Below are 23,423 nucleotides of genomic sequence, written 5' to 3'. Positions count from 1 at the left end.
CTGCCCGCGCAGGTAGTCGCAGCCATCGCGGATGGGTACAGTTGGCGCAGACACCATCCGGTGTGGGCGAGAGGGAGGGCCATGTGGTACTACCTGTTCAAGTACATTTTCATGGGTCCGCTCTTTACGTTGCTTGGTCGCCCGAAAGTTGAAGGACTGGAATACATCCCGAGTTCGGGTCCGGCCATCCTCGCCAGTAACCATCTTGCGGTGGCGGATAGCTTCTACCTTCCGTTGGTAGTTCGCCGTCGTATCTGGTTCCTGGCGAAATCGGAATACTTCACCGGCACCGGACTGAAAGGCTGGATCAACCGCTGGTTCTACAGCGTCTCCGGCCAGGTTCCCATCGACCGCACCAATGCCGACTCCGCGCAGGGCGCACTGCAGACGGCAGTGGTGTTGCTGGGTCAGGGCAAGCTGCTGGGCATGTATCCAGAAGGCACTCGCTCGCCGGACGGTCGGCTCTACAAAGGCAAGACCGGCCTAGCCCGGTTGGCATTGCACACCGGGGTTCCGGTGATTCCGGTGGCGATGATCGGTACCAACGTCGTCAACCCGCCGGGCAGGAAGATGCTGAGGTTCGGCAGGGTCACCGTTCGGTTTGGCAAGCCGATGGACTTCTCCCGGTTCGAGGGGTTGGCCGGTAACCATTTCATCGAGCGGGCCGTTACCGACGAAGTGATCTATGAGCTGATGGGGCTCTCGGGTCAGGAGTACGTCGACATCTATGCCGCCAGTGTCAAAGACGGCCGCAACGCGGGCGGTGCCGGTGCAAATCCCAATTCAACGGACGCCGCACGAATCCCCGAGACAGCCGCTGGCTAGTCAGCTGGCCGTCGGCGCCGGGGTCAGTCCGCGCGTAAGCGAGCGCTGCGGCGTCATCCTGGCGGTAACGGTGAGTCCGGCAACGACGATGACCGCCAGCGCCCACCACACGTAGGACATCCCCGCGAGTTGACGCCACCAGACCGCAGTCGTCTCCCGGTGTTGGGGAAGCAGGTCGATCGGTGTCCACCTCATCAGCACCACCCCGGCCAGGCTGAGCATGGCCAACGCGACGTTGCGGCGACGCCAACCCAGTAGCCCAATCACCAGCACGGCCGGCAGCATCCACACCCAATGGTGTGACCACGAGACCGGCGAAACTACCAACCCGAACAGGGCGACGCAGATCACAGCCAGGGTCGGCTCGCCGGCCCGCAACACTCGCCGCATCGCCCATATGGTCGCTGCCAACACGAGCAGGGATCCGGCCACCCACAGTGCGAAGCGTTCGTCATCGCCAATCGTCAACCGCGCGAGTGCGCCCGCGATGTTCTGGTCTGTGTTCAAGGCGGCAGCGCCGATCCGGTCCGTGTGGTGAAGGGTATGCGTCCAGTACTCCCAGGAGTCGCGCCACGCCAGGACGAAACCGAGCAGCGTGGCGACCGCGAACGACGCCAGCGCCGTCAGCGCGGCCCGACCGTCCCGACGTAGCAGGAAGTAGAGGAGAAACACCGCGGGGGTGAGTTTGAGGGCTATCCCCAGCCCCAACATCAGCCCGCGTGGCCATGGCGTTCGGCGTGGGAAGCAGTCGACGATCACCAGGGTCATCAGCACCACATTGATCTGACCGAAAGCGAAGTTCGAGCTGATCGGCTCCAGCCAAATCGTTGCCGGAGCCACGATGAGCACGGCCAACCACAACCGGCGTAACCGAGCCGGCGCGGGTACCAGTCGGGAGGTTGGCCATGCGTCGAGGCCAGTCAGCACGATCGCCGTCGACGCGATCAGCAGCACCAGGGTTAGCACCGTGATCGCGACGCTGGCAGCCGGCATCTGCAACCAGGCGAATGGGCTGAACAGGACGGCCGCCAGTGGAGGATAGGTGAACGGGAGGTTCAGCCCGATGGGTGTGTGGAACAACACACCACCGCCATACAGCGGACGCCCGTCCAGCCAAGCTCGAGCGCCCATCTGATAGATGTCGATATCGATGCGATACGGCGTGTGGCCGAACAACCGCCAGGCCACGTAGCCCAACGCCACGCCGGCCAGCAGCCACAGCAGGCACCACAACACCCTCCGCCCGAGTCGACTGCCCACCTCGGGCGCCCGCCATGCACTCATGTCGCAGAACAGCCTAGTAGTTTCGCGTAGGCGCGCATGGTGGCGCTGTACGGCGCCTGCATATGCAGTCAAGGTGGGCGTAGCTTTTTGGAGGTGTTCCACTGGCTGCAGCACGACATCGTCGACCGTGGCCGGCTGCCGTTGTTGTGCTGCTTGGTCGCCTTTGTCCTGACCTTCCTCGTCACGCGTAGTTTTGTACGGTTTATCCACCGTCGCGCCGCGGACGGTCGGCCGGCCAGGTGGTGGCAGCCGCGAAATGTCCACATCGGGTCGGTGCACATCCACCACGTCGCGTTTGGGGTGGTGCTGGTGATGATCTCCGGGCTGACGCTGGTCACCTTGTCAGTCGACGGTCGAGAACCCGAATTCACCATAGCGGCGAGCATTTTCGGAGTCGGGGCCGCCTTGGTGCTCGACGAGTACGCACTGATCCTGCATCTGTCCGATGTCTACTGGGAGGAAGACGGACGCACGTCGGTAGACGCCGTCTTTGCCGCAGTGGCCGTCGCGGGGCTGTTGATCATGGGCCTACACCCGCTGATCTTCTTCCTGCCGGTTCGGCAAGGCGCCAACTGGGTGGTGCTGCAAACCACCCTGATCGCAGGATTGGTCTTGACGTTGCCGTTGGCGGTGGTGGTGCTGCTCAAGGGCAAGGTTTGGACCGGGTTGCTTGGCATGTTCGTTGTCGTGCTGTTGGTCGTCGGCGCAGTCCGGCTGTCGCGTCCGCACGCTCCGTGGGCCCGGTGGCGCTACACCCGCCACCCGGAAAAGATGCGCCGTGCGCTACAGCGGGAACGGACATGGCGCCGCCCGGTGGTGCGGATCAAGCTGTGGCTGCAATACGTGATCGCCGGGACACCACGGATGCCCGACGAGCGCGCGGTCGACGCCCAGCTCGACCAGGACGTGCGCCCCGCACCACCGCCGGAGAGAACCGCGCCCATTCTGATCAGCGGCTCGGTCTGGTCGGATTAGGCTGCGGCGGTGCGGTACTTCTACGACACCGAATTCATCGAGGATGGGCACACCATCGAGTTGATCTCGATCGGGGTGGTCGCAGAAGACGGCCGCGAATACTACGCAGTATCCACGGAATTCGATCCCGAGCGGGCCGGCAGCTGGGTGCGCACCCATGTGCTGCCCAAGCTGCCGCCGCCCGCCTCGCAACTGTGGCGCTCGCGCCAGCAGATTCGTCTTGACCTGGAAGAATTCCTCCGCATCGACGGCACGGATTCGATCGAGTTGTGGGCCTGGGTGGGGGCCTACGACCATGTAGCGCTGTGTCAATTGTGGGGCCCGATGACTGCCTTGCCACCCACAGTGCCCCGTTTCACCCGGGAGCTGCGGCAGTTGTGGGAGGACCGGGGATGCCCCCGGATGCCGCCGCGGCCACGCGACGTCCACGACGCGCTGGTCGATGCCCGAGATCAGCTGCGCCGGTTTCGTCTCATCACGTCCACAGACGATGCGGGCCGCGGCGCGGCCCGCTGAGGAGACGGACAGTCAGATCCCGCCGGCGAGGACCTCCGAGCGAACCTCGCCCTGAGCAGCCGTCAGGAAATCCCCGGTTACCATGGACCGATGAACTGGACCGTCGACATACCGATCGACCAGCTCCCGTCGCTTCCGCCGCTGCCGACTGACCTGCGAACCCGACTGGACGCCGCGCTGGCCAAGCCGGCGGCCCAGCAACCCACCTGGCCGGCCGACCAGGCGTTGGCGATGCGCACGGTGTTGGAGAGCGTGCCACCCGTGACGGTGCCGTCCGAGATCGTCCGGCTGCAAGAGCAGCTGGCCCAGGTGGCAAAGGGTGAGGCTTTCCTGCTGCAGGGCGGCGACTGCGCTGAGACATTCATGGACAACACCGAACCCCATATTCGGGGCAATGTCCGTGCCTTGTTGCAGATGGCCGTGGTGCTGACCTACGGCGCCAGCATGCCAGTGGTGAAGGTGGCCCGCATCGCCGGTCAGTACGCGAAGCCTCGGTCGGCCGACATTGACGCGCTGGGTCTGCGGTCTTACCGCGGCGACATGATCAACGGCTTCGCCCCGGACGCCGCGGCGCGCGAGCACGACCCGTCGCGGCTGGTCCGGGCTTACGCTAACGCCAGTGCGGCGATGAACTTGGTGCGTGCGCTGACTTCGTCGGGCCTGGCGTCGCTGCATCTGGTTCACGACTGGAACCGGGAATTCGTCCGGACCTCGCCGGCCGGCGCGCGCTATGAGGCGCTGGCCACCGAGATCGATCGTGGGCTGCGGTTCATGAGTGCCTGTGGGGTGGCCGACCGCAATCTACAGACCGCCGAAATCTATGCCAGCCATGAAGCTTTGGTGCTCGACTACGAGCGCGCCATGTTGAGGTTGTCCGACGGTGAAGACGGTGAACCACAACTGTTTGACCTGTCCGCACACACCGTGTGGATCGGCGAGCGGACCCGACAAATCGATGGCGCGCACATCGCGTTTGCCCAGGTGATTGCTAATCCGGTCGGGGTCAAGTTGGGCCCCAACATGACCCCGGAACTGGCCGTGGAGTACGTCGAGCGGCTCGACCCGCACAATAAGCCGGGCCGGCTGACGTTGGTGAGCAGGATGGGCAACCACAAGGTCCGCGATCTGTTGCCACCGATCGTGGAGAAGGTCCAGGCCACCGGGCATCAGGTGATCTGGCAATGCGACCCGATGCACGGCAACACCCACGAGTCGTCCACGGGGTTCAAGACCCGTCACTTCGATCGCATTGTCGATGAAGTGCAGGGTTTTTTCGAGGTGCATCGTGCCCTCGGAACCCATCCGGGCGGCATCCATGTCGAGATTACCGGCGAGAACGTCACCGAATGTCTTGGTGGCGCGCAAGACATTTCGGAGACGGACTTGGCCGGCCGCTATGAGACGGCATGTGATCCGCGGCTGAACACCCAGCAGTCGCTGGAGTTGGCGTTCCTGGTCGCGGAGATGCTGCGGGACTAGCTCGGCGAGCAGTCGTAAAAGAACATGATGGGCGCTGGTGCGCCCGCTCATGGTGAATGAGAATCGGTGCGTGCGTTGCGGTGTCGACGTCGTAGGGGCTTGGCTGTGTGTGGCCGTGCAAGAGACTGACGTTGGAGCCCCCCACTTTCGGGTGTGTCCCGGTTGCTGCTACGAGCGCGAGTACCAGTCTCTTTAGTTCATGTTTGGGGGCTCCCTTCGCAGCGCGCGTTGTTGGTTGCGACGCTGAGCCGGAAAGGGGCTGGTGGGATGCATATTCTGTACGAGCGGTGCGCCTTTGTTGATGTGGGCCAGGACATCATCGCGGTGGCGGTGTGGGTGCCGGGCGAGGGTCCTGACGGGCGCAAGACGATCAAGCGCACCTTATGCGCTCGAAGATCCCCGATCTGCAGCGGGCGCTGGAAGGGCGCTTCGATGATCACCATGCCCTGATGTGTAGGTTGCACCTGGCTCATCTGGATCAGCTCGATGCGATGATCGGTGCTCTCGACGAGCAGATCGAGCAGCTGATGCATCCCTTTTGTGCCCGACGCGAGCTGATTGCATCGATCCCGGGGATCGGGGTGGGTGCCTCGGCGACGGTCATCTCTGAAATCGGCGCCGACCCGGCGGCCTGGTTCCCCTCGGCTGAGCATCTGGCCTCGTGGGTGCGGCTGTGCCCGGGCAACCACGAATCGGCCGGCAAACGCCATCACGGTGCCCGCCGCAAAGGCAACCAGCACCTGCAGCCGGTCCTGGTCGAGTGCGCGTGGGCCGCCGTGCGCACCGATGGCACCTGCGCGAGTACTACCGCCGCCAGGTCCGCAAGTTCGGTGGCTTCCGCAGTCCCGCTGCCAACAAGAAGGCGATCATCGCCGTCGCCCACAAGCTGATCGTCATCATTTGGCACGTGCTGGCCACCGGCCGGCCTTACCAGGATCTCGGCGCCGACTACTTCACCACCCGCGTGGATCCCGACAAAGAACGACGTCGCCTCGTCGCCAAACTCGAAGCCCAAGGATTGGGGGTCACCCTCGAACCTGCCGCCTGAAACCCCGACATACACACTGTCACCAACAGACCCGGCTTCGCTGCAGTCGCCGGCGGGTCACGCTTGCCGTGGTCACCTTAATTCACGTACCAGCCCCCATTTTCGTGCCGAAATGGGCGATTTTGCGACTGCTCGCCTGCCTTAGAGCAGGCCGCTCAGGTTGCTCCCGATCGTCCATGCCGCGGACGCCACTAGCCCGGTGATCGCCAGCACCACCGACACCCAGACAAGCACCATTCGACGGGCGTGCTGTCGCGCCCAGATGAATTCCTCGATTGCGATGCCGGCGAATTGGCCGGTGATCGGCTCGTGTTCGGGCTCCGACCCTGAAGCCGGCTCGGAGCAGTCGCCGGGTTGGCGAGTCAGCTGGCGAGTAGGGTGGTGAACCGGTTTGGCACCCAGCTGCCCTTGCTGGGTAATCCGGCTGCGGTACAACGCGGCCGACCGGTGTTGAGCGGAGTTGCGCGGCGCCGGTACCCGGAATTCAGGCAGGGCCAGCTCCTCGGCGATCGCCTCCAGATCGGCGCCCATCGCGATCGCATCGGCGTATCGGTCGGCAGGGTTGCGGGCAGTTGCACATGCCACCAACTCATCGAATTGTGGCGGTACACCGTCGATTACAGCACTGGCACGCGGCACGTCAGCATCAAGCCGTTGGTAGGCAATCGACAAGGCCGAGTCGCCGGTGAACGGTGTGTGCCCCGTTAGCAGCTCGTAGACCAGAACGCCGACAGAGTAGACGTCGCTTCGAGGATCGGCGTTTCCATCACGGACCTGCTCAGGGGACAGGTAGGCCGCGGTACCCAGGATGACGCCGGTAGACGTGATTGAAGCGGCGGCGACCGCGCGGACCAACCCGAAATCGGCGAGTTTGACGTCGCCGTCGTCGGAGATCAAGATGTTCTCGGGCTTGACATCGCGATGCACCAGACCGGCTCGATGGGCGGCAGCCAGCCCGCCAAGCACTGGGCGCAGCACCGCCACAACGGCATGTGGCGGCATGGGACCACGTTCTATCAGCAGCTCGCGCAGGGTACCGCCCTCGATGAGCTCCATCACCAGAAACGGGTGCCTGCCGTCTTTGCCCTGGTCGTAGACCGCGACCAGCGCGCGGTTATTTAGCCGGGCAACCGCACGGGCCTCCAGTCGAAAGCGGGTCAGAAACTGTTCATCGCCCGCGTAGCGAGAATCCATCACTTTCAGCGCGACGGGCCGGTCGAGTCGGACATCCAGGCCCCGGTAGACCGTCGAGGTGCCGCCGCTGGCGATCTTGGCCTGGACCAGATAGCGGCTGTCCAGCAGCGCGCTCTCCAACGGGTCCCTCGTGCCAGCTTCGACCACGGGGTCATCGTAGGTGGCCGCCGCGATTGGATGCAGAACGGAAGCCTAACGCGCATGCCTGGCCGCGCACCAGGCTCTACACTTGCGCGGGTGGGCAGCATTCCCGCTGGCGATGACGTTTTGGACCCTGACGAACCGACGTACGACCTGCCCCGGGTCGCCGAGCTGCTCGGCGTTCCGGTCAGCAAGGTGGCCCAGCAGCTGCGGGAAGGTCATCTGGTGGCCGTGCGGCGCGCTGGTGGCGTGGTGATCCCTCAGGTCTTCTTCACCAACTCCGGTCAGGTGGTCAAGAGCCTGCCGGGGCTGTTGACCATCCTGCACGACGGGGGCTATCGCGACACCGAGATTATGCGCTGGCTGTTTACCCCCGATCCGTCGCTGACCATCACCCGCGACGGCTCGCGTGACGCCGTCAGCAACGCCCGTCCCGTCGATGCATTGCATGCCCACCAGGCTCGCGAGGTGGTGCGCCGGGCCCAGGCTATGGCGTATTGACCACCGGGGTTGCAGCCTGCACTCCGCGCCGGTCCGGTGACCGATACAGGACATACCACGCAGTCAGTGCGCAGGCGGTGGCGATCCAGAAGTGCAGCCACGAATACATCCCGTGCGATCCGTCGGGTTTGAAGATCACCATCACCCAAGTCGAGAGCCCGGCGATGGCCGCGATCGCCCGTCGTGACTGGGCCAACGGGGCAGCGACCGCCAGCGGCCAGGAGTAGTACCACGGCAGGGCGGCGGGTACGAACAGCACCACGATCAGCATCGACCATGCGACCCCGGTCAGCGCGGCCCGGTCGTCGCGCCGGTACCGCCACCACAACAGCGGCAGCGACACCGCGATGATCACGATTCCGATCAGCCGGGTGATCCGCAGCAAGGTGTAGAAGTCGACCGTGAAGAGCCCTCTGCCCAGCGCGTGGATCACGTTGGCCGCCCCGGTGGGCACCGTCAGCCAGTTGATGATTTTCACCGAGCCGGCCAGCGCGGTCAGCCACCCTAGGCCAACGCCGGCTACCGCAGACAGCACCGCGAACACCGCGACGAAGATCAGCAGCGATATCGCGGCGGCTGCCAGGAACGCCTGGACCGGCCGGTACCCCCGTCGCTCACGCAGATGACGCAGCCAAACCCAGACCAAGAAGGGCAACGCGATTCCGGCGGTGGCCTTCACCGCGATCGCAACGGTGATCAGGATGATCCCCGCGACATTACGGCCCTGGACGGTCAACGCGATACCGGCGGTCATCAGACCCACCATCAGCATCTCGTTGTGCACCCCGCCCATCAGATGGATGAGGACCAGTGGGTTCAGCACGCAGATCCACAGCGCGGTCGGGCCGTGGGTGCCGAGATGGCCGGCCAAGCGTGGAGTGGCCCAGACCAGCAACGCCAGCCCGGGCAGCATGCACAAACGCAACAGCATGGTTCCGGCGACGACATTGTTGCCGACGATTATCGTGACGAACTTCGCAACCAGAATGAACGCAGGACCGTAGGGCGCGGTGGTGATCGTCCAGATCGGGCTTACGTCGTCCAGCAGCGCATTGGGATTACCGACCGGGCCAACAGCGTAAGGATCCAGACCGTCGCGCAGAAGCGCCCCTTGGGCCAGATACGAGTAAGTGTCCCGGCTGAAGACGGGCACCGACAGCAGTAGCGGCGCCAGCCAGATAACGGTGGTTGCCCGCATGGTGAACTCGGTGGCTTCGCCGGCGAGGACCCGTCGGCCTAGACCCAGCCACGCAAGCAGCATCACACCCACACCTGTCCACAACAGAATCGACGACAGCACGAGTCCGTGGCCGAAGCGCAGCCAGGACATGTGAATCGACTCCAGCAGCGGGTCATGTTGGCGGACGCTGCCGGCTCCCAGCCCGCCTGCGGTGATCAGCACCGCGCCGGCGAAGCCCAGCCGCGCCGGTCCGCCCTGCGGACCGGTAGTGAACTCGAAAAGTCGCGAAAGGTGTTGGACAACAGCATCTTTCGCTGTAGCCAAATCAACCGCTGGAGCATGGCTCGGAGTAGTCATCGGTTAGGCGGACCGGTTCGCAGCCATCATGGCCAGTTCGGACAGCCCGGCCTTGGCTGTTGCGTTGATGGGTGCGGACGCCAGGGTGGCCAGTGCTCGCTGGGTGAGCGCGGCGATGCGGCTCTCCGCGGCGGCGCGCGCGCCCACTGCCTCGATGACCGTGCGCAGTTCACGTACCTGCGCATCAGTCAATCGGGTGCCAATCGAGGTCCGTAATAGTTTGGCCGCCAAGGGGTCTGACCTGTCCGCCAATTCCACCGCTTCGGCTACCAGCACGGTACGCTTGCCCGACTTTAGGTCGTCACCGGACGGCTTGCCCGTCACGGCTGGGTCGCCAAACACGCCAAGCACGTCGTCGCGCAACTGGAACGCTACGCCGAGGTCCGCTCCGAAATGCTCGAAGATGGCCGCTACGTCGGATCTGTCGGCCGCGGCGGCCGTCCCAAGCTGTAGCGGTCGCGATACCGTGTAGCAGGCGGTCTTGAGCGTCGCGACGTTCATCGCCGACTCGATCGACTCGGCGGCACTGGCCTCTGCGACGATGTCGAGGTATTGCCCGCCCAGCACCTCGTTGCGGATATCGGCCCACACCCGATGCACTCGCCGCTGGGCATCGGGTGCCAGGGCGGACTGGCAGACCTCGGAGACGATGTCGTCAGCCCAGACCTGTGCGAGGTCGCCGAGCAGGATGGCCGCCGATATGCCGAACTGGTCCGGTGACCCCCGCCAGTCCCGATCGCGGTGCAGCGCCGCGTAGCGCAGCTGGGCGGTCGGGCGGCCCCGGCGGGTGGCGGAACGGTCGATCAGGTCGTCGTGGACCAGCGCCCAGGCGTGCAGCAGTTCCAGCGCGGAAAACAGCAGCAGCACATCAGGATCGGGTTCCCGACTGGCAACGGCGTGCCAGCCCCAATAGGCGAAGAGCGGTCGTAGGCGCTTGCCCCCGCCGAGAACGAAATCCTCCAGGTCGGCGATCAGGCCGTCGTAGTCACTGCCCATGTGGGCGGCCGCACGGCGGCGGCCGTGCAAATACCTCCGCAGCTGGTCGGTGATGGCGCCGGCCAACTGGACCGCTGCCGGTGCTGCCGGTGCATTCAGGCTCAGCGCGGCGCCCCTTTCTCATTTGGCGTGCCTATGGCCCGACAGTGTATTCCGCGCCGGCGCGAGTGGCCGCTATCGATGATTCGGCGGGTGGGCTCGCGGAAACCACACAAGTTGCTTCGACTAACTGACTATTTCGTGTTTATGCTGTCTTCAGCGCCCTTGGGTTGGCTGGTCCGGCCCGGCCCAGGTGGCGATTTGCGCGACGCGGCGCGGCCCACCGGAGGCCCCATTGGCGGCCAGGGAAGTACTCGTTTGACGAAGAGGAGCCGTGTGACCCTCAACACGATCGCGCTGGAGCTGGTGCCACCGAACCTCGAGGGTGGCAAGGAGCGGGCAATCGAAGATGCTCGCAAGGTGGTGCAGTACTCGGCTGCATCCGGGCTTGACGGCCGGATACGGCACGTAATGATGCCGGGGATGATCGCCGAGGATGACGATAGGCCCATCCCGATGCAGCCGAAGCTGGATGTACTCGATTTCTGGTCGATCATCAAACCGGAGTTGGCGGGAGTCCATGGCCTGTGTACGCAGGTAACCGCGTTCATGGACGAGCCATCGTTGCACCGGCGGCTGGTCGATCTGTCCGATGCCGGCATGGAGGGCATCGTATTCGTCGGTGTACCGCGCACGATGCAGGACGGCGAGGGCTCCGGAGTCGCGCCGACGGATGCCCTGTCGCTGTATCGCCAGCTGGTGGCCAACCGTGGTGTGATCGTGATCCCCACCCGAGACGGCGAGCAGGGCCGGCTCAATTTCAAGTGCAGTCGGGGCGCAACCTACGGCATGACCCAGCTGTTGTATTCCGACGCGATCGTGGGCTTCCTGCGCGAGTTCGCCAGGACCACCGAACACCGACCCGAGATTCTGCTGTCGTTCGGCTTTGTCCCGAAGGTCGAGACCCGCATCGGCCTGATCAACTGGCTGATCCAGGACCCGGGAAACGCCGCGGTGGCCGACGAGCAGGCGTTCGTGCAGAAGTTGGCCGGCAGTGAACCCGCACGGCGGCGCCGGCTCATGGTCGACTTGTACAAGCGTGTGCTAGACGGCGTCGCCGATCTGGGTTTTCCGCTAAGCATCCATCTCGAGGCGACGTATGGCGTTTCGGCCGCGGCTTTCGAGACCTTCGCGGAAATGCTTGCCTACTGGTCACCTGCCGAGCCGGGCAAGCCAGACTAGCTGGTTGGCGGGTCGCCCGAAGCGGTCAACCGTGGGGAGCGGTCCCGGTCGATCCACGCCAGCACGGCCACCACACCGGCGGCCGCAAACGCGGCGATGCCCAGCCAGATGCCGGCTCCGGTGAACGACCGGGTGTTGGGATCGGTATAACGAGCCTGTGCGCTCATCGTGCTCACCACGCCCGGCTTGAGCTTCCACTGCACTACCTCGGGCTCGATGCGGTCGCCGTTGGTGGAAGTCACTGCTGCGGGGAAGGCGACGGTCAACTCGACGTCGGCGTCGGGATCGGATACCGATGTCAGATCCGCTCGGCCTTCCAGGATCACGATGTTGCCGTTTCGGCGCAGTGACAGGTTCACTCCGGCGGCGTCGGAGTTCATATTGGCCAACTGGGGCAGCTCGGCAAAGGTCAAATCGGAAAACACTGCTTGCGACCCCACATAGCCGTCGCTGTCGTAGTTCGAGACCGCAACCTTCTGGCTGAACGGCACATCGCCATCGAGCGCAGGGCCGGTGTCTTTGCTGTTTTTCGGCTTGGCCGCGGCGATGATCTCCCCGGACACCAGGTCATCCGGCGAGATGGTGATCGAGGCTCGGACCCGCAGGCATCCGGTAGCCAGAGGCACCAGCATCAGCAACATCGCGATGGCCAGCATGCCGCGCCGTCGGGTCCTTGCCACTCGCGATCCTTGGGATGACGGTGGGGCATAGCTAGCGCGCACCAGGTCATCGTGCCAGACCGGGCATGCCGCGTCGGCAAGCTGTCGGGCGCGGGTTAGAGCGGTAGCGTGCGACCCAGGATGGCGAATGCTCGGGGGTCACCGGCGAAGTGGTAGCCGCGGATGATGTCGGTGAAGCCCAACCGGCGGTACAACCGCCACGCCCGATTGTCCTCACCGTTGGTCTCCGGTGTGGAGAGCAGGACGTTGTCCTCGTCGCGACCGGCTAGCAGTCGGCGGGCCAACGCCTCCCCGAGGCCACGGCCTTGAGCGCGGGGAAGGATGTGCAATTCAGTCAACTCGAAGTAGCTGGTCATCAGTCGGGCGATCGCTAGGCGCGGAAAGCCGCTGCGTTGCAAGCCCAGTACCACCTGCTGTTGCCACCACTGACCGGGCGCCCCGGGATAGCCGTACGCCACTCCGAGCATTGGCGCGTTGCTCAGTTCGGCGGCCGACGGCAGCGCCGTGGTGTCGGCGGCCTCGGCCTGTTCGGCTGCCGTTACCTCGACGGCCGCGACCGCCTGCCAGCCGCGCCGCCGGATGTGCTCCAGCCACATTGGGGCGCGCAGAGTCTCGGTGCCCCTGGGGTAGCGCATCGCGTCGACATACACCGTCAGGGCATCACCGAGGCGGCGCTCCATATCGCTGGGCGGCAGATCGATGAGGAATATCGCCAACGCGCGGTGTCCTCCTCATGTGATGAACCGGTGCGTGCTTGCGCACCAGTATCGGACAAGCCGATGAGGCCGCCCGCGCTGGACGGGGCTTGTAGCGTATGGCCGTTTCCGCTCAGCTCGTCGCTGCGGCGCCGCCGGGATAGAATCGCCCGCGAACCAGTGGTACGGCGCAGATTGACCTCGTATCATCTGAGTTAGTTGCCCGCGCAATGGGCATCCGCGTGTTATCGGTATTACGTGACAGTCTGTCGGCAAGGAGGGACGCATGCCACTCTCCGATCATGAGCAGCGGATGCTTGACCAGATCGAGAGCGCTCTCTACGCCGAAGATCCCAAGTTCGCATCGAGTGTCCGTGGCGGGGGCTTCCGCGCACCGACCGCGCGGCGGCGCCTGCAGGGCGCGGCGTTATTCATCATCGGTCTGGGGATGTTGGTTTCCGGCGTGGCGTTCAAAGAGACCATGATCGGAAGTTTCCCGATACTCAGCGTTTTGGGTTTTGTCGTGATGTTCGGTGGTGTGGTGTATGCCATCACCGGTCCTCGGTTGTCCGGCAGGATGGATCGTGGCGGATCGGCTGCTGGGGCTTCGCGCCAGCGTCGTACGAAGGGGGCCGGGGGCTCATTCACCAGCCGTATGGAAGATCGGTTCCGGCGCCGCTTCGACGAGTAAGCCGAACGCAACCAGCGGCAGCGGGGCAGCCATCGGCGGTCCCGCTTTTTGTTTGGGCGTCATCGTTTGGGAATCGCAGTCTCGGGAAGCCCCAGCCGGGTCGTCACCGGCTGTCGGCGATATTGAGTCCGGTTTGAGCTCCAGTTGTGCCCCACTTGGCCCCACTTGCCACCCATTTGCCCGGCGACATGCGGTTTTCTGAGGTCGTAGCCGGGCTAGCCGCGCGCTTCAGTGGTACAGAGACGGCAAAACGCCGCTTTGATACCCCAGTTATGGGGCAAAGTGGGGGATTGTGGGGTATGGTGGCTGATGTGTTTGGGTGAGATGGATTTGGCAGGGAGGTGCCCCATGTTTCTCGGCACCTACACGCCCAAACTCGACGACAAGGGGCGGCTGACGCTGCCGGCCAAGTTTCGCGACGCGTTGGCAGGGGGGTTGATGGTCACCAAGAGCCAAGATCACAGCCTGGCCGTTTACCCGCGGGCGGAGTTCGAGCAGCTGGCGCGCCGGGCCAGCAAGGCGCCACGAAGCAACCCCGAGGCGAGAGCGTTCCTACGTAATCTCGCCGCCGGTACCGACGAACAGCATCCCGACAGTCAAGGCCGGATCACCTTGTCGGCCGACCACCGCCGCTACGCAAGCCTTTCCAAGGACTGTGTGGTGATCGGCGCGGTCGACTATCTCGAGATCTGGGATGCGCAAGCCTGGCAGAACTACCAACAAATCCATGAAGAGAACTTCTCCGCGGCCAGCGATGAAGCACTCGGTGACATCTTCTGAGGTGCAAACCCGTGCACCGTGGTCTCTGCCCGAAGCGACCCTGGCGTACTTCCCCAACGCCAGGTTCGTGTCTTCGGACAGGGACCTCGGTGCAGGGGCGGCGCCTGGAATAGCCGCGTCCCGAAGTACGGCTTGCCAGACCTGGGGAGGTATCACGGTGGCTGATCCAGGTTCGGGGCCAACCGGTTTCGGTCATGTGCCGGTATTGGCGCAACGTTGCTTCGAACTGCTTACCCCCGCACTGACCCGCTACTATCCAGACGGCTCGCAGGCGGTCCTTCTCGACGCGACCATCGGCGCGGGCGGGCATGCGGAGCGGTTTTTGGAGGGATTGCCGGGTCTGCGACTGATCGGGCTCGACCGTGACCCAACCGCTCTGGACGTCGCGCGGTCTCGGCTGGTGCGATTCGCTGACCGACTTACCCTGGTGCACACCCGCTATGACTGTCTGGGCGCAGCGCTGGCTGAATCCGGTTATGCCGCAGTGGGATCAGTCGACGGAATCCTGTTCGATCTCGGCGTCTCATCCATGCAGCTCGACCGCGCCGAGCGGGGCTTCGCCTACGCCACGGACGCGCCGTTGGACATGCGGATGGACCCGACGACGCCGTTGACCGCAGCTGACATTGTCAATACTTACGACGAGGCGGCACTAGCCGACATCCTGCGTCGCTACGGAGAGGAGCGGTTTGCTCGGCGCATCGCTGCCGGTATCGTCCGCCGACGCGCAAAAACCCCGTTCACCTCGACCGCCGAACTGGTTGCCCTGCTGTACCAGGCGATTCCAGCTCCGGCCCGGCGTGTCGGCGGGCATCCAGCCAAGCGAACATTCCAGGCGTTGCGCATCGCGGTCAACGATGAGCTGGAATCGCTGCGCAAGGCCGTTCCTGCCGCGCTGGATGCCCTCGCTATCGGTGGGCGCATCGCGGTGCTGGCCTACCAGTCGCTAGAGGACAGGATCGTCAAACGGGTGTTCGCCGAGGCAGTCGCGTCGGCCACCCCTGCGGGACTTCCGGTCGAACTTCCCGGCCATGAGCCGCGATTCCGTTCGTTAACGCACGGCGCCGAACGAGCGAGTGTGGCTGAGATCGAACGCAATCCCCGCAGTACTCCAGTGCGGTTGCGGGCCCTGCAACGAGTCGAGCACCGGGCGCAATCGCAGCAATGGGCAACCGAGAAGGGTGATTCATGAGGGCCAAGCGTGAGGCACCGAAAAGCCGCAGCAGCGATCGTCGCAGGAGAGCCGACAGTCCTGCCGCGGCGACGAGGCGAACGACTACGAACTCGGCGCCGTCGCGCCGCATCCGGAGCCGTGCCGGCAAGACCTCGGCACCCGGCCGGCAGGCCCGGGTGTCGCGCCCTGGACCGCAAACCAGCCCGATGCTCAGCCCGTTCGACCGGCCGGCCCCCGCAAAGAACACCAGCCAGGCCAAGGCGCGGGCCAAGGCCCGAAAAGCCAAGGCGCCCAAGCTGGTCCGTCCTACGCCGATGGAGCGTCTCGCCGCCCGGCTCACGTCGATCGACCTGCGGCCGCGCACGTTGGCAAACAAGGTTCCGTTTGTGGTGCTGGTTATCGGTTCGCTCGGCGTCGGACTGGGCCTCACACTGTGGTTGTCCACCGATGCCGCCGAGAGGTCCTACCAGCTGAGCAACGCCCGGGAGCGGACCCGGATGCTGCAGCAGCACAAGGAAGCGCTGGAACGCGACGTACGCGAGGCTGCGTCGGCGCCGGCGCTGGCCGAGGCGGCTCGTCGCCAGGGCATGATCCCGACGAGGGATACCGCCCACCTGGTTCAGGATCCGGACGGCAATTGGGTGGTGGTCGGTACACCCAAGCCGGCTGACGGAGTTCCACCGCCGCCGCTGAACACGAAGTTGCCCGAAGATCCGCCGCCGCCCCCGAAACCCGCGGCGGTGCCCCTCGAGGTGCCGGTCCGGGTGACACCAGGCCCCGATGATCCCGCTCCGCCCGCCCGGTCTGGCCCGGAGGTGCTGGTGCGTACCCCAGACGGCACAGCGACGCTGGGCGGCGCAACCCACCTGCCCACCCAGGCCGGCCCGCAGCTGCCCGGTCCGGTGCCGATACCTGGGGCGCCGGGTCCGATGCCGGCTCCTCCGCTCGGCGCAGTGCCATCCCCGGCACCAGCGGAAAATCCGGTGCCGCTCCAGGTGGGTGCGGCGCCCCCGGCCGGGCTCCCTGGACCAGCACCGGTGGCTGCGACGCCCGGGCTGTCGGGTGGGTCGCAACCCATGGTGGCACCACCCGCTCCAGTGCCGGCCAACGGCGAACAGTTCGGTCCCGTCACGGCGCCGGTGCCAACGGCGCCGGGGGCTCCCAGGTGAGCCGCGCCGCCCCCAGGCGGGCCAGTCAGTCGCAGTCGACGCGACCGGCGCGCGGTTTGCGCCGGCCACCGGGAGCCCAGGAGGTTGGGCAACGCAAACGGCCCGGCAAAACGCAGAAAGCCCGGCAAGCCCAGGAAGCCACGAAATCCCGCCCTGCGACACGGTCAGACGTCGCACCCGCGGGTCGCTCGACTCGTGCGCGGCGCACCCGGCAGGTGGTGGACGTCGGGACGCGCGGTGCGTCGTTCGTCTTTCGGCATCGGACCGGAAACGCGGTCATCTTGGTGTTGATGTTGGTCGCGGCAACACAATTGTTCTTTCTGCAGGTATCACATGCCGCGGGCCTGCGTGCGCAGGCGGCCGGCCAACTCAAGGTCACCGACGTCCAGCCAGCGGCTCGCGGCAGCATCGTCGACCGCAACAATGACCGGCTCGCGTTCACCATCGAGGCGCGTGCCCTGACGTTCCAGCCGAAGCGGATTCGGCGGCAATTGGAAGAGGCCAGGAAGAAGACGTCGGCTGCACCCGACCCGCAGCAGCGCCTGCGCGATATCGCCCAGGAGGTCGCCGGCAAGCTGAACAACAAGCCAGATGCCGCGGCCGTGCTGAAGAAGCTGCAAAGCGACGAGACCTTCGTCTACTTGGCGCGTGCGGTCGACCCGGCTGTCGCCAGCGCGATCTGCGCGAAGTATCCCGAGGTCGGTGCGGAAAGACAGGATCTGCGTCAGTACCCGGGTGGGTCGCTGGCGGCAAACGTCGTCGGTGGCATCGACTGGGATGGTCATGGGCTGCTGGGTCTGGAGGACTCCCTGGATGCGGTGCTGGCCGGAACCGACGGATCGGTCACCTACGACCGTGGGTCAGACGGCGTCGTCATCCCCGGCAGCTACCGGAATCGGCACAAGGCGGTCCACGGTTCCACCGTCGTGCTCACCCTCGACAACGACATCCAGTTCTACGTGCAGCAGCAGGTGCAGCAGGCCAAGAACCTATCGGGGGCTCACAACGTCTCGGCCGTCGTCCTGGACGCCAAGACCGGCGAGGTGCTCGCGATGGCCAACGACAACACCTTCGACCCGTCGCAAGACATCGGGCGCCAGGGCGACAAGCAGTTGGGCAACCCGGCGGTGTCGTCGCCCTTCGAGCCGGGCTCGGTGAACAAGATCGTCGCCGCGTCCGCGGTCATCGAGCACGGGTTGAGCAGCCCCGACGAGGTGCTACAGGTGCCTGGCTCGATCCAGATGGGCGGTGTTACCGTGCATGACGCTTGGGAGCACGGCGTGATGCCCTATACCACCACGGGGGTGTTCGGAAAGTCCTCCAACGTCGGCACGCTGATGCTTTCCCAACGTGTCGGACCGGAACGCTATTACGATATGCTCCGCAAGTTCGGGTTGGGACAGCGCACCGGCGTGGGCCTGCCCGGTGAGAGCGCCGGACTGGTGCCGCCAATCGACCAGTGGTCGGGCAGTACGTTCGCTAATCTTCCTATTGGCCAAGGTCTTTCGATGACTTTGCTGCAGATGACCGGCATGTACCAGGCCATCGCCAACGATGGAGTGCGGGTACCCCCACGCATTATCAAGGCCACCGTCGCACCCGACGGCAGCCGGACCGAAGAACCGCGCCCCGACGGCATTCGCGTGGTGTCGGCGCAGACCGCCCAGACCGTGCGCCAGATGCTGCGTGCCGTGGTGCAACGCGATCCGATGGGCTACCAGCAGGGTACCGGGCCGACGGCCGGGGTGCCCGGCTATCAGATGGCCGGCAAGACCGGTACCGCGCAGCAGATCAACCCTGGCTGCGGCTGCTACTTCGACGACGTGTATTGGATCACCTTCGCCGGAATCGCCACTGCCGACAATCCCCGCTACGTGATCGGCATCATGTTGGACAACCCGGCGCGCAACTCCGACGGCGCGCCTGGGCACTCGGCCGCCCCGCTGTTCCACAACATCGCGGGCTGGCTGATGCAGCGCGAAAACGTCCCGCTGTCACCCGATCCCGGGCCTCCTTTGGTCTTGCAGGCCACCTAGGGCGGCGGCGCCGGTAACGGCGCGCGCCGGTTCGTTTCGGCTCCAACAACTTTTGCGCAACATGTGCGCGCTGACGATCGGGTTGGCGGAAGCTCTTTTAAGGAAAGTGCGACATCCTGTTTCCAGATTGTTATAGGATCGAAAGCCCTGCCGACGGTGTCGCAGGTCTGGGATTCGTGAAGTTGTGCTGAGCTGGTCGGAGGTGCGGGATGTCGTTTGTGATTGCGGCGCCGGAGGTGATGGCAGCGGCCGCCACGGATTTGGCGAACATCGGGTCGTCGATCAGCGCCGCCAGTGCGGCGGCGGCAGGCCCCACGATGGGAATCCTGGCGGCCGGCGCCGACGAGGTGTCGGTGGCGATCTCGGCGTTGTTCGGGTCGCACGCCCAGGGCTATCAGACGTTGAGCGCTCAGCTGGCGGCGTATCACAACCAGTTCGTGCGGGCCCTGAACGCCGGCGCGGGCTCGTATGCCAGCGCCGAGGCCGCCAACGTGCAGCAGACCCTGCTCAACGCGATCAACGCGCCCACCCAAACGTTGCTGGGGCGCCCGTTGATCGGCAACGGCGCCGACGGGGGTCCCGGGCAAAACGGTGGGCCCGGCGGCTTGTTGTACGGCAACGGTGGTAACGGCGGGGCCGGTGACACCGCCAATCCCAACGGCGGCAACGGCGGATCGGCGGGGCTGATCGGCAACGGCGGGGCCGGAGGCGCGGGTGCGGCCACCGGAGCGGGAGGTGCGGGCGGCAATGGCGGATGGCTGTACGGCAACGGGGGGCCCGGGGGTGCGGCCGGGCTCGGCACCGCCGGGGGCGTCAGCCCCGCCGGCGGGGCCGGCGGGGCCGCCGGGCTGTGGGGCCATGGCGGGGCCGGCGGGGCCGCCGGCAGCGCATCCGGGGCACCGGGGGCCGGCGGTGCCGGTGGTGACGGAGGGCGCGGCGGGCTGCTGTACGGCGACGGCGGGGCCGGCGGGGCCGGTGGGAACGGAAGCAACGGGGTGACCGGGGTGCACGGCGGAAACGGCGGTGCCGGCGGCGCCGCCGGGCTGATCGGCAACGGTGGCGCCGGCGGTGACGGCGGCAACGGCGGGCTCAGCAACACCGGCGCCAGCGGTGGGGCGGGTGGTGCCGGCGGGGCCGCCCTGATCGGTAATGGCGGCGACGGGGGGCACGGCGGCAACGGTGGCCACGGCAACAGTGGTGGGGCCGGCGGCGCCGGTGGGGCCGGTGGGCACGTCGGGCTGATCGGCAACGGCGGCAACGGCGGTGCCGGCGGCAACGGGGGCAACGACAACAGCTCCACCCTTGCCGATGCGGGGTCCGGCGGCGCCGGCGCGGCCGGCGGCAACGGCGGGCTGTTCTACGGCAACGGCGGCGTCGGCGGGCGCGGCGGCAACGGCGGCTTCTCGTCGGCCGGCACCAGCGGCGGGGATGGCGGCATCGGCGGTGCCGGCGGGATCGGCGGGCTGATCGGCAGCGGCGGCGGCGGCGGGGACGGCGGCAACGGCGGACAGGCTCCCACGCCGGGTAACGCCGGTGACGGCGGCGCCGGCGGCAACGCCAGGCTGATCGGTGACGGCGGGCGCGGCGGCAACGGCGGGGAAGGCGGCGACGGTCCCCCAGGCGTTAAAGGCGACGGTGGTAACGGGGGCAACGGCGGCAACGCCGTGGTGATCGGCAACGGCGGCAACGGCGGGGCCGGCGGCTTCGGCATACCCGTCGGGGGCGGTGGTACCGGCGGCAGCCGTGGTGTGCTGTTCGGCACCCCTGGAGCAAACGGCGCCGACGGCTGACTCGGGCCCCGAGCGAGCGGTCACGCAATCCGGCATTGACAGCACGCCCCAGGCGGACCATCGTTAAACACGAACGTTCGTGCTTAATGAAAGCCGCCGCCGATGCTCGTCTCGCTCATGCAGTTCGTCACCGACCTGACCCCACCCCCGCAGTTGGTCGCGGTGTGGGCCGAGGAGCGCGGCTTCGCGGGCCTGTATGTGCCGGAGAAGACGCACGTGCCGATCAGCAGGAGCACGCCGTGGCCCGGTGGAGAGCTGCCGGACTGGTATCGCCGCTGCTATGACCCGGTGGTGGCGCTGGCCGCCGCCGCGGCGGTCACGACGCGGCTGCGCGTGGGCACCGGGGCCTGCCTGGTGGCGGTGCACGATCCGATCCTGCTGGCCAAACAGATCGCCTCGCTGTGCGCCATGTCCGGCGAGCGGTTCGTGCTGGGGGTGGGTTTCGGGTGGAACGTGGAGGAGCTCGCCGACCACGGCGTGCCGTTCGCCGACCGGATCGCGGTGACGGTGGACAAGCTCGCCGCCATGCGGGCGCTATGGGCCGCAGAGCCGGTCCACTACGAGGGCACGCACGCGTCGGTGCCGCCGTCGTGGGCGTGGCCGAAACCGGCCGTGGCGCCGCCGGTGCTGTTCGGGTGCCGGCCCAGTGCGCGGGCGTTCGAGGTGATCGCCCGCCACGGCGACGGTTGGCAGCCGATCGAGGGGTACGGCGAGCTCCTGGGCGCGTTGCCGATGCTGCACGCCGCCTTCGAGCGTGCCGGGCGAGATCCGGCGACCGCCCAGGTCTGTGTGTACTCGTCGGCCGGCGACCCGGCGACCCTGCACGAGTACCGCCGGGCCGGTGTCGCGGAGGTGGCGCTCGCGCTGCCCTCGGCGGGCCGCGACCAGGTGCTGGCCGCCCTGGACCGGTCGGCCCCGCTGGTGGATGCGTTCGCCGGAGACGACCGGGAGGTCAAAAGCCATGCCTAGCGCCGACGTCGGCCGCCAAACCCGGGCGCAGATCCTGCGCGCCGCGATGGACACCGCCTCGGTGAAGGGGCTGTCGGGGCTGTCCATCGGCGAGCTTGCCGGACGGCTGGGAATGAGCAAGTCGGGCCTGTTCCGGCATTTCGGCGCCAAGGAGCAGCTGCAGCTGGCGACCGTCGAGGCCGCCGTGAGCGTGTTCGAAGCCGAGGTCGTGGCTCCCGCGATGGCAGCGGTGCCCGGGGTGGACCGGGTGCGCGCCCTCATGCATGCGTGGGTCAGATACCTGGAACGCGACGTGTTCCCCGGCGGCTGCTTTTTCGCGGCCGCGGCCGCCGACGTGGACTCACAGCCTGGCCCGGTGCGCGACCGCATCGCCGAGACCGGGCGGGCCGGAATCGCCGCCATCACGACCGACGTCGAAACGGCGCAACGCCTGGGCCAGATCCGGGCGGATATCGAAGCGCGCCAACTCGCGTTCGAGCTGCACGCCTACGCGATGGAGGCCAACTGGGCGCTGCTGCTGCTCGACGACGACGGCGCCGGAGACCGGGCGCGAACGGCGATCGACGCGGCCCTGGCCAGAGTCGGCACCACCCAGGAGGGAGTCGAATCATGAAACTTGTCAACCATATTGAGCCCGTCGCTGCCCGCCGAGCCGGCGGCGCGGTCGCCGAGGTCTATGCCGAGGCCCGCCGCGAGTTCGGCCGGCTGCCCGAGCCGCTCGCCATGCTGTCCCCGGACGAGGGACTGCTCACCGCCGGCTGGGCGACGTTGCGCGAGACACTGCTGGTGGGCCAGGTGCCGCGTGGCCGCAAGGAAGCCGTCGCCGCCGCCGTCGCGGCCAGCCTGCGCTGCCCCTGGTGCGTCGACGCACACACCACCATGCTGTACGCGGCAGGCCAAACCGACACCGCCGCGGCGATCTTGGCCGGCACAGCACCCGCCGCCGGTGACCCGAACGCGCCGTATGTGGCGTGGGCGGCAGGAACCGGGACACCGGCGGGACCGCCGGCACCGTTCGGCCCGGATGTCGCCGCCGAATACCTGGGCACCGCGGTGCAATTCCACTTCATCGCACGCCTGGTCCTGGTGCTGCTGGACGAAACCTTCCTGCCGGGGGGCCCGCGCGCCCAACAGCTCATGCGCCGCGCCGGTGGACTGGTGTTCGCCCGCAAGGTGCGCGCGGAGCATCGGCCGGGCCGCTCCACCCGCCGGCTCGAGCCGCGAACGCTGCCCGACGATCTGGCATGGGCAACACCGTCCGAGCCCATAGCAACCGCGTTCGCCGCGCTCAGCCACCACCTGGACACCGCGCCGCACCTGCCGCCACCGACTCGTCAGGTGGTCAGGCGGGTCGTGGGGTCGTGGCACGGCGAGCCAATGCCGATGAGCAGTCGCTGGACGAACGAGCACACCGCCGAGCTGCCCGCCGACCTGCACGCGCCCACCCGTCTTGCCCTGCTGACCGGCCTGGCCCCGCATCAGGTGACCGACGACGACGTCGCCGCGGCCCGACCCCTGCTCGACACCGATGCGGCGCTGGTTGGCGCCCTGGCCTGGGCCGCCTTCACCGCCGCGCGGCGCATCGGCACCTGGATCGGTGCCGGCGCCGAGGGCCAGGTGTCGCGGCAAAACCCGACTGGGTGAGTGTGCGCGCCCTGTCGG

General features: G+C 66.8%; 22 protein-coding genes and 1 pseudogene. 17 read left to right on the top strand and 6 right to left on the bottom strand.

Features of this window, described 5'->3' with window-relative positions:
* Positions 1–81: 81 nt before the first annotated feature.
* On the top strand, positions 82–825 hold the full coding sequence (locus MCAN_RS11540) for a lysophospholipid acyltransferase family protein (RefSeq protein ID WP_003411341.1): 744 nt from the start codon (positions 82–84) through the stop codon (positions 823–825).
* On the opposite strand, the gene MCAN_RS11535 is transcribed toward MCAN_RS11540, so the two are convergent.
* Positions 826–2,109, bottom strand: coding sequence for an alpha-(1-2)-phosphatidylinositol mannoside mannosyltransferase (locus MCAN_RS11535; protein ID WP_003411339.1), 1,284 nt, complete (start codon positions 2,107–2,109; stop codon positions 826–828).
* A gap of 87 nt (positions 2,110–2,196) precedes the next feature.
* Here MCAN_RS11535 and MCAN_RS11530 point away from each other — a divergent pair, with 87 nt between their 5' ends.
* The 5 genes and pseudogenes from MCAN_RS11530 (at position 2,197) to MCAN_RS23600 (ending at position 6,127) form a co-directional block, all read left to right on the top strand.
* Entirely contained in the window at positions 2,197–3,084 is an 888-nt protein-coding gene (locus tag MCAN_RS11530) for an integral membrane protein (RefSeq protein ID WP_003411335.1), read from the top strand.
* A gap of 9 nt (positions 3,085–3,093) precedes the next feature.
* Positions 3,094–3,600 carry a polyadenylate-specific 3'-exoribonuclease AS gene (locus tag MCAN_RS11525; protein ID WP_003411331.1) on the top strand — a complete coding sequence of 169 codons (507 nt, stop codon included), beginning with the start codon at positions 3,094–3,096 and terminating at the stop codon, positions 3,598–3,600.
* A gap of 90 nt (positions 3,601–3,690) precedes the next feature.
* Positions 3,691–5,079 carry a class II 3-deoxy-7-phosphoheptulonate synthase gene (locus MCAN_RS11520; protein WP_003411323.1) on the top strand — a complete coding sequence of 463 codons (1,389 nt, stop codon included), beginning with the start codon at positions 3,691–3,693 and terminating at the stop codon, positions 5,077–5,079.
* Between the two features lie 383 nt (positions 5,080–5,462).
* Positions 5,463–5,813: pseudogene (locus MCAN_RS24150) on the top strand (transposase); the annotation flags it as partial.
* A gap of 32 nt (positions 5,814–5,845) precedes the next feature.
* Complete coding sequence (locus MCAN_RS23600; RefSeq protein ID WP_230870641.1) at positions 5,846–6,127, top strand: hypothetical protein; 282 nt, start codon at positions 5,846–5,848, stop codon at positions 6,125–6,127.
* Between the two features lie 141 nt (positions 6,128–6,268).
* Here MCAN_RS23600 and MCAN_RS11510 read toward each other — a convergent pair whose 3' ends face one another.
* Positions 6,269–7,468: a protein kinase domain-containing protein gene (locus MCAN_RS11510; RefSeq protein WP_003899202.1), complete on the bottom strand. Its 1,200-nt coding sequence runs from the start codon at positions 7,466–7,468 to the stop codon at positions 6,269–6,271.
* Positions 7,469–7,558: 90 nt separating this feature from the next.
* Between MCAN_RS11510 and MCAN_RS11505 the strand changes: the two genes are divergently transcribed.
* Complete coding sequence (locus MCAN_RS11505; RefSeq protein WP_003911781.1) at positions 7,559–7,963, top strand: Rv2175c family DNA-binding protein; 405 nt, start codon at positions 7,559–7,561, stop codon at positions 7,961–7,963.
* Here the strand turns inward: MCAN_RS11505 and MCAN_RS11500 are convergent.
* On the bottom strand, positions 7,950–9,500 hold the full coding sequence (locus MCAN_RS11500) for an alpha-(1->6)-mannopyranosyltransferase A (protein WP_014001169.1): 1,551 nt from the start codon (positions 9,498–9,500) through the stop codon (positions 7,950–7,952). The genes MCAN_RS11505 and MCAN_RS11500 overlap by 14 nt on opposite strands.
* A 3-nt stretch (positions 9,501–9,503) precedes the next feature.
* Positions 9,504–10,562: a bifunctional (2E,6E)-farnesyl/geranyl diphosphate synthase gene (gene idsA2, locus MCAN_RS11495; RefSeq protein WP_014001168.1), complete on the bottom strand. Its 1,059-nt coding sequence runs from the start codon at positions 10,560–10,562 to the stop codon at positions 9,504–9,506.
* A gap of 309 nt (positions 10,563–10,871) precedes the next feature.
* Between idsA2 and MCAN_RS11490 the strand changes: the two genes are divergently transcribed.
* The gene (locus tag MCAN_RS11490) at positions 10,872–11,777 is read left to right on the top strand and encodes a mycobacterial-type methylenetetrahydrofolate reductase (RefSeq protein ID WP_003411241.1); all 906 of its coding nucleotides are present in this window, start codon (positions 10,872–10,874) and stop codon (positions 11,775–11,777) included.
* On the opposite strand, the gene lppM is transcribed toward MCAN_RS11490, so the two are convergent.
* Together lppM and MCAN_RS11480 are read right to left on the bottom strand one after the other, a co-directional pair.
* Positions 11,774–12,457, bottom strand: coding sequence for a lipoprotein LppM (gene lppM / locus MCAN_RS11485; RefSeq protein WP_003411238.1), 684 nt, complete (start codon positions 12,455–12,457; stop codon positions 11,774–11,776). The genes MCAN_RS11490 and lppM overlap by 4 nt on opposite strands.
* 95 nt (positions 12,458–12,552) lie before the next feature.
* A complete protein-coding gene (locus MCAN_RS11480; RefSeq protein ID WP_003411235.1) occupies positions 12,553–13,173 on the bottom strand; it encodes a GNAT family N-acetyltransferase in 621 nt (206 codons plus the stop codon).
* A gap of 265 nt (positions 13,174–13,438) precedes the next feature.
* Here MCAN_RS11480 and MCAN_RS11475 point away from each other — a divergent pair, with 265 nt between their 5' ends.
* The 9 genes from MCAN_RS11475 (at position 13,439) to MCAN_RS11435 (ending at position 23,405) form a co-directional block, all read left to right on the top strand.
* Complete coding sequence (locus tag MCAN_RS11475) at positions 13,439–13,843, top strand: DUF3040 domain-containing protein (RefSeq protein WP_014001167.1); 405 nt, start codon at positions 13,439–13,441, stop codon at positions 13,841–13,843.
* A gap of 348 nt (positions 13,844–14,191) precedes the next feature.
* Positions 14,192–14,623, top strand: a complete 432-nt coding sequence (gene mraZ, locus MCAN_RS11470) for a division/cell wall cluster transcriptional repressor MraZ (protein ID WP_014001166.1) — start codon at positions 14,192–14,194, stop codon at positions 14,621–14,623.
* Position 14,624: 1 nt separating this feature from the next.
* Complete coding sequence (gene rsmH, locus MCAN_RS11465; RefSeq protein WP_014001165.1) at positions 14,625–15,815, top strand: 16S rRNA (cytosine(1402)-N(4))-methyltransferase RsmH; 1,191 nt, start codon at positions 14,625–14,627, stop codon at positions 15,813–15,815.
* On the top strand, positions 15,812–16,966 hold the full coding sequence (locus tag MCAN_RS11460; RefSeq protein WP_003899197.1) for a hypothetical protein: 1,155 nt from the start codon (positions 15,812–15,814) through the stop codon (positions 16,964–16,966). The genes rsmH and MCAN_RS11460 overlap by 4 nt, the downstream gene beginning before the upstream one ends.
* Positions 16,963–19,002, top strand: coding sequence for a D,D-transpeptidase PbpB (gene pbpB / locus MCAN_RS11455; RefSeq protein WP_014001164.1), 2,040 nt, complete (start codon positions 16,963–16,965; stop codon positions 19,000–19,002). Before MCAN_RS11460 ends, pbpB begins: the two co-directional genes overlap by 4 nt.
* A 209-nt stretch (positions 19,003–19,211) precedes the next feature.
* The gene (locus tag MCAN_RS11450; RefSeq protein WP_014001163.1) at positions 19,212–20,792 is read left to right on the top strand and encodes a PE family protein; all 1,581 of its coding nucleotides are present in this window, start codon (positions 19,212–19,214) and stop codon (positions 20,790–20,792) included.
* A gap of 102 nt (positions 20,793–20,894) precedes the next feature.
* Positions 20,895–21,761, top strand: coding sequence for a TIGR03619 family F420-dependent LLM class oxidoreductase (locus MCAN_RS11445; protein WP_003411201.1), 867 nt, complete (start codon positions 20,895–20,897; stop codon positions 21,759–21,761).
* Entirely contained in the window at positions 21,754–22,374 is a 621-nt protein-coding gene (locus MCAN_RS11440) for a TetR/AcrR family transcriptional regulator (protein WP_014001162.1), read from the top strand. The genes MCAN_RS11445 and MCAN_RS11440 overlap by 8 nt, the downstream gene beginning before the upstream one ends.
* Complete coding sequence (locus MCAN_RS11435; RefSeq protein WP_014001161.1) at positions 22,371–23,405, top strand: alkyl hydroperoxide reductase; 1,035 nt, start codon at positions 22,371–22,373, stop codon at positions 23,403–23,405. Before MCAN_RS11440 ends, MCAN_RS11435 begins: the two co-directional genes overlap by 4 nt.
* Positions 23,406–23,423: the final 18 nt, after the last annotated feature.

This window comes from Mycobacterium canetti CIPT 140010059 (assembly GCF_000253375.1).
Lineage (GTDB): Bacteria > Actinomycetota > Actinomycetes > Mycobacteriales > Mycobacteriaceae > Mycobacterium > Mycobacterium tuberculosis.
Note: the sequence above shows the minus strand (reverse complement) of the source record. Positions and strands in the feature narration are given on the sequence as shown.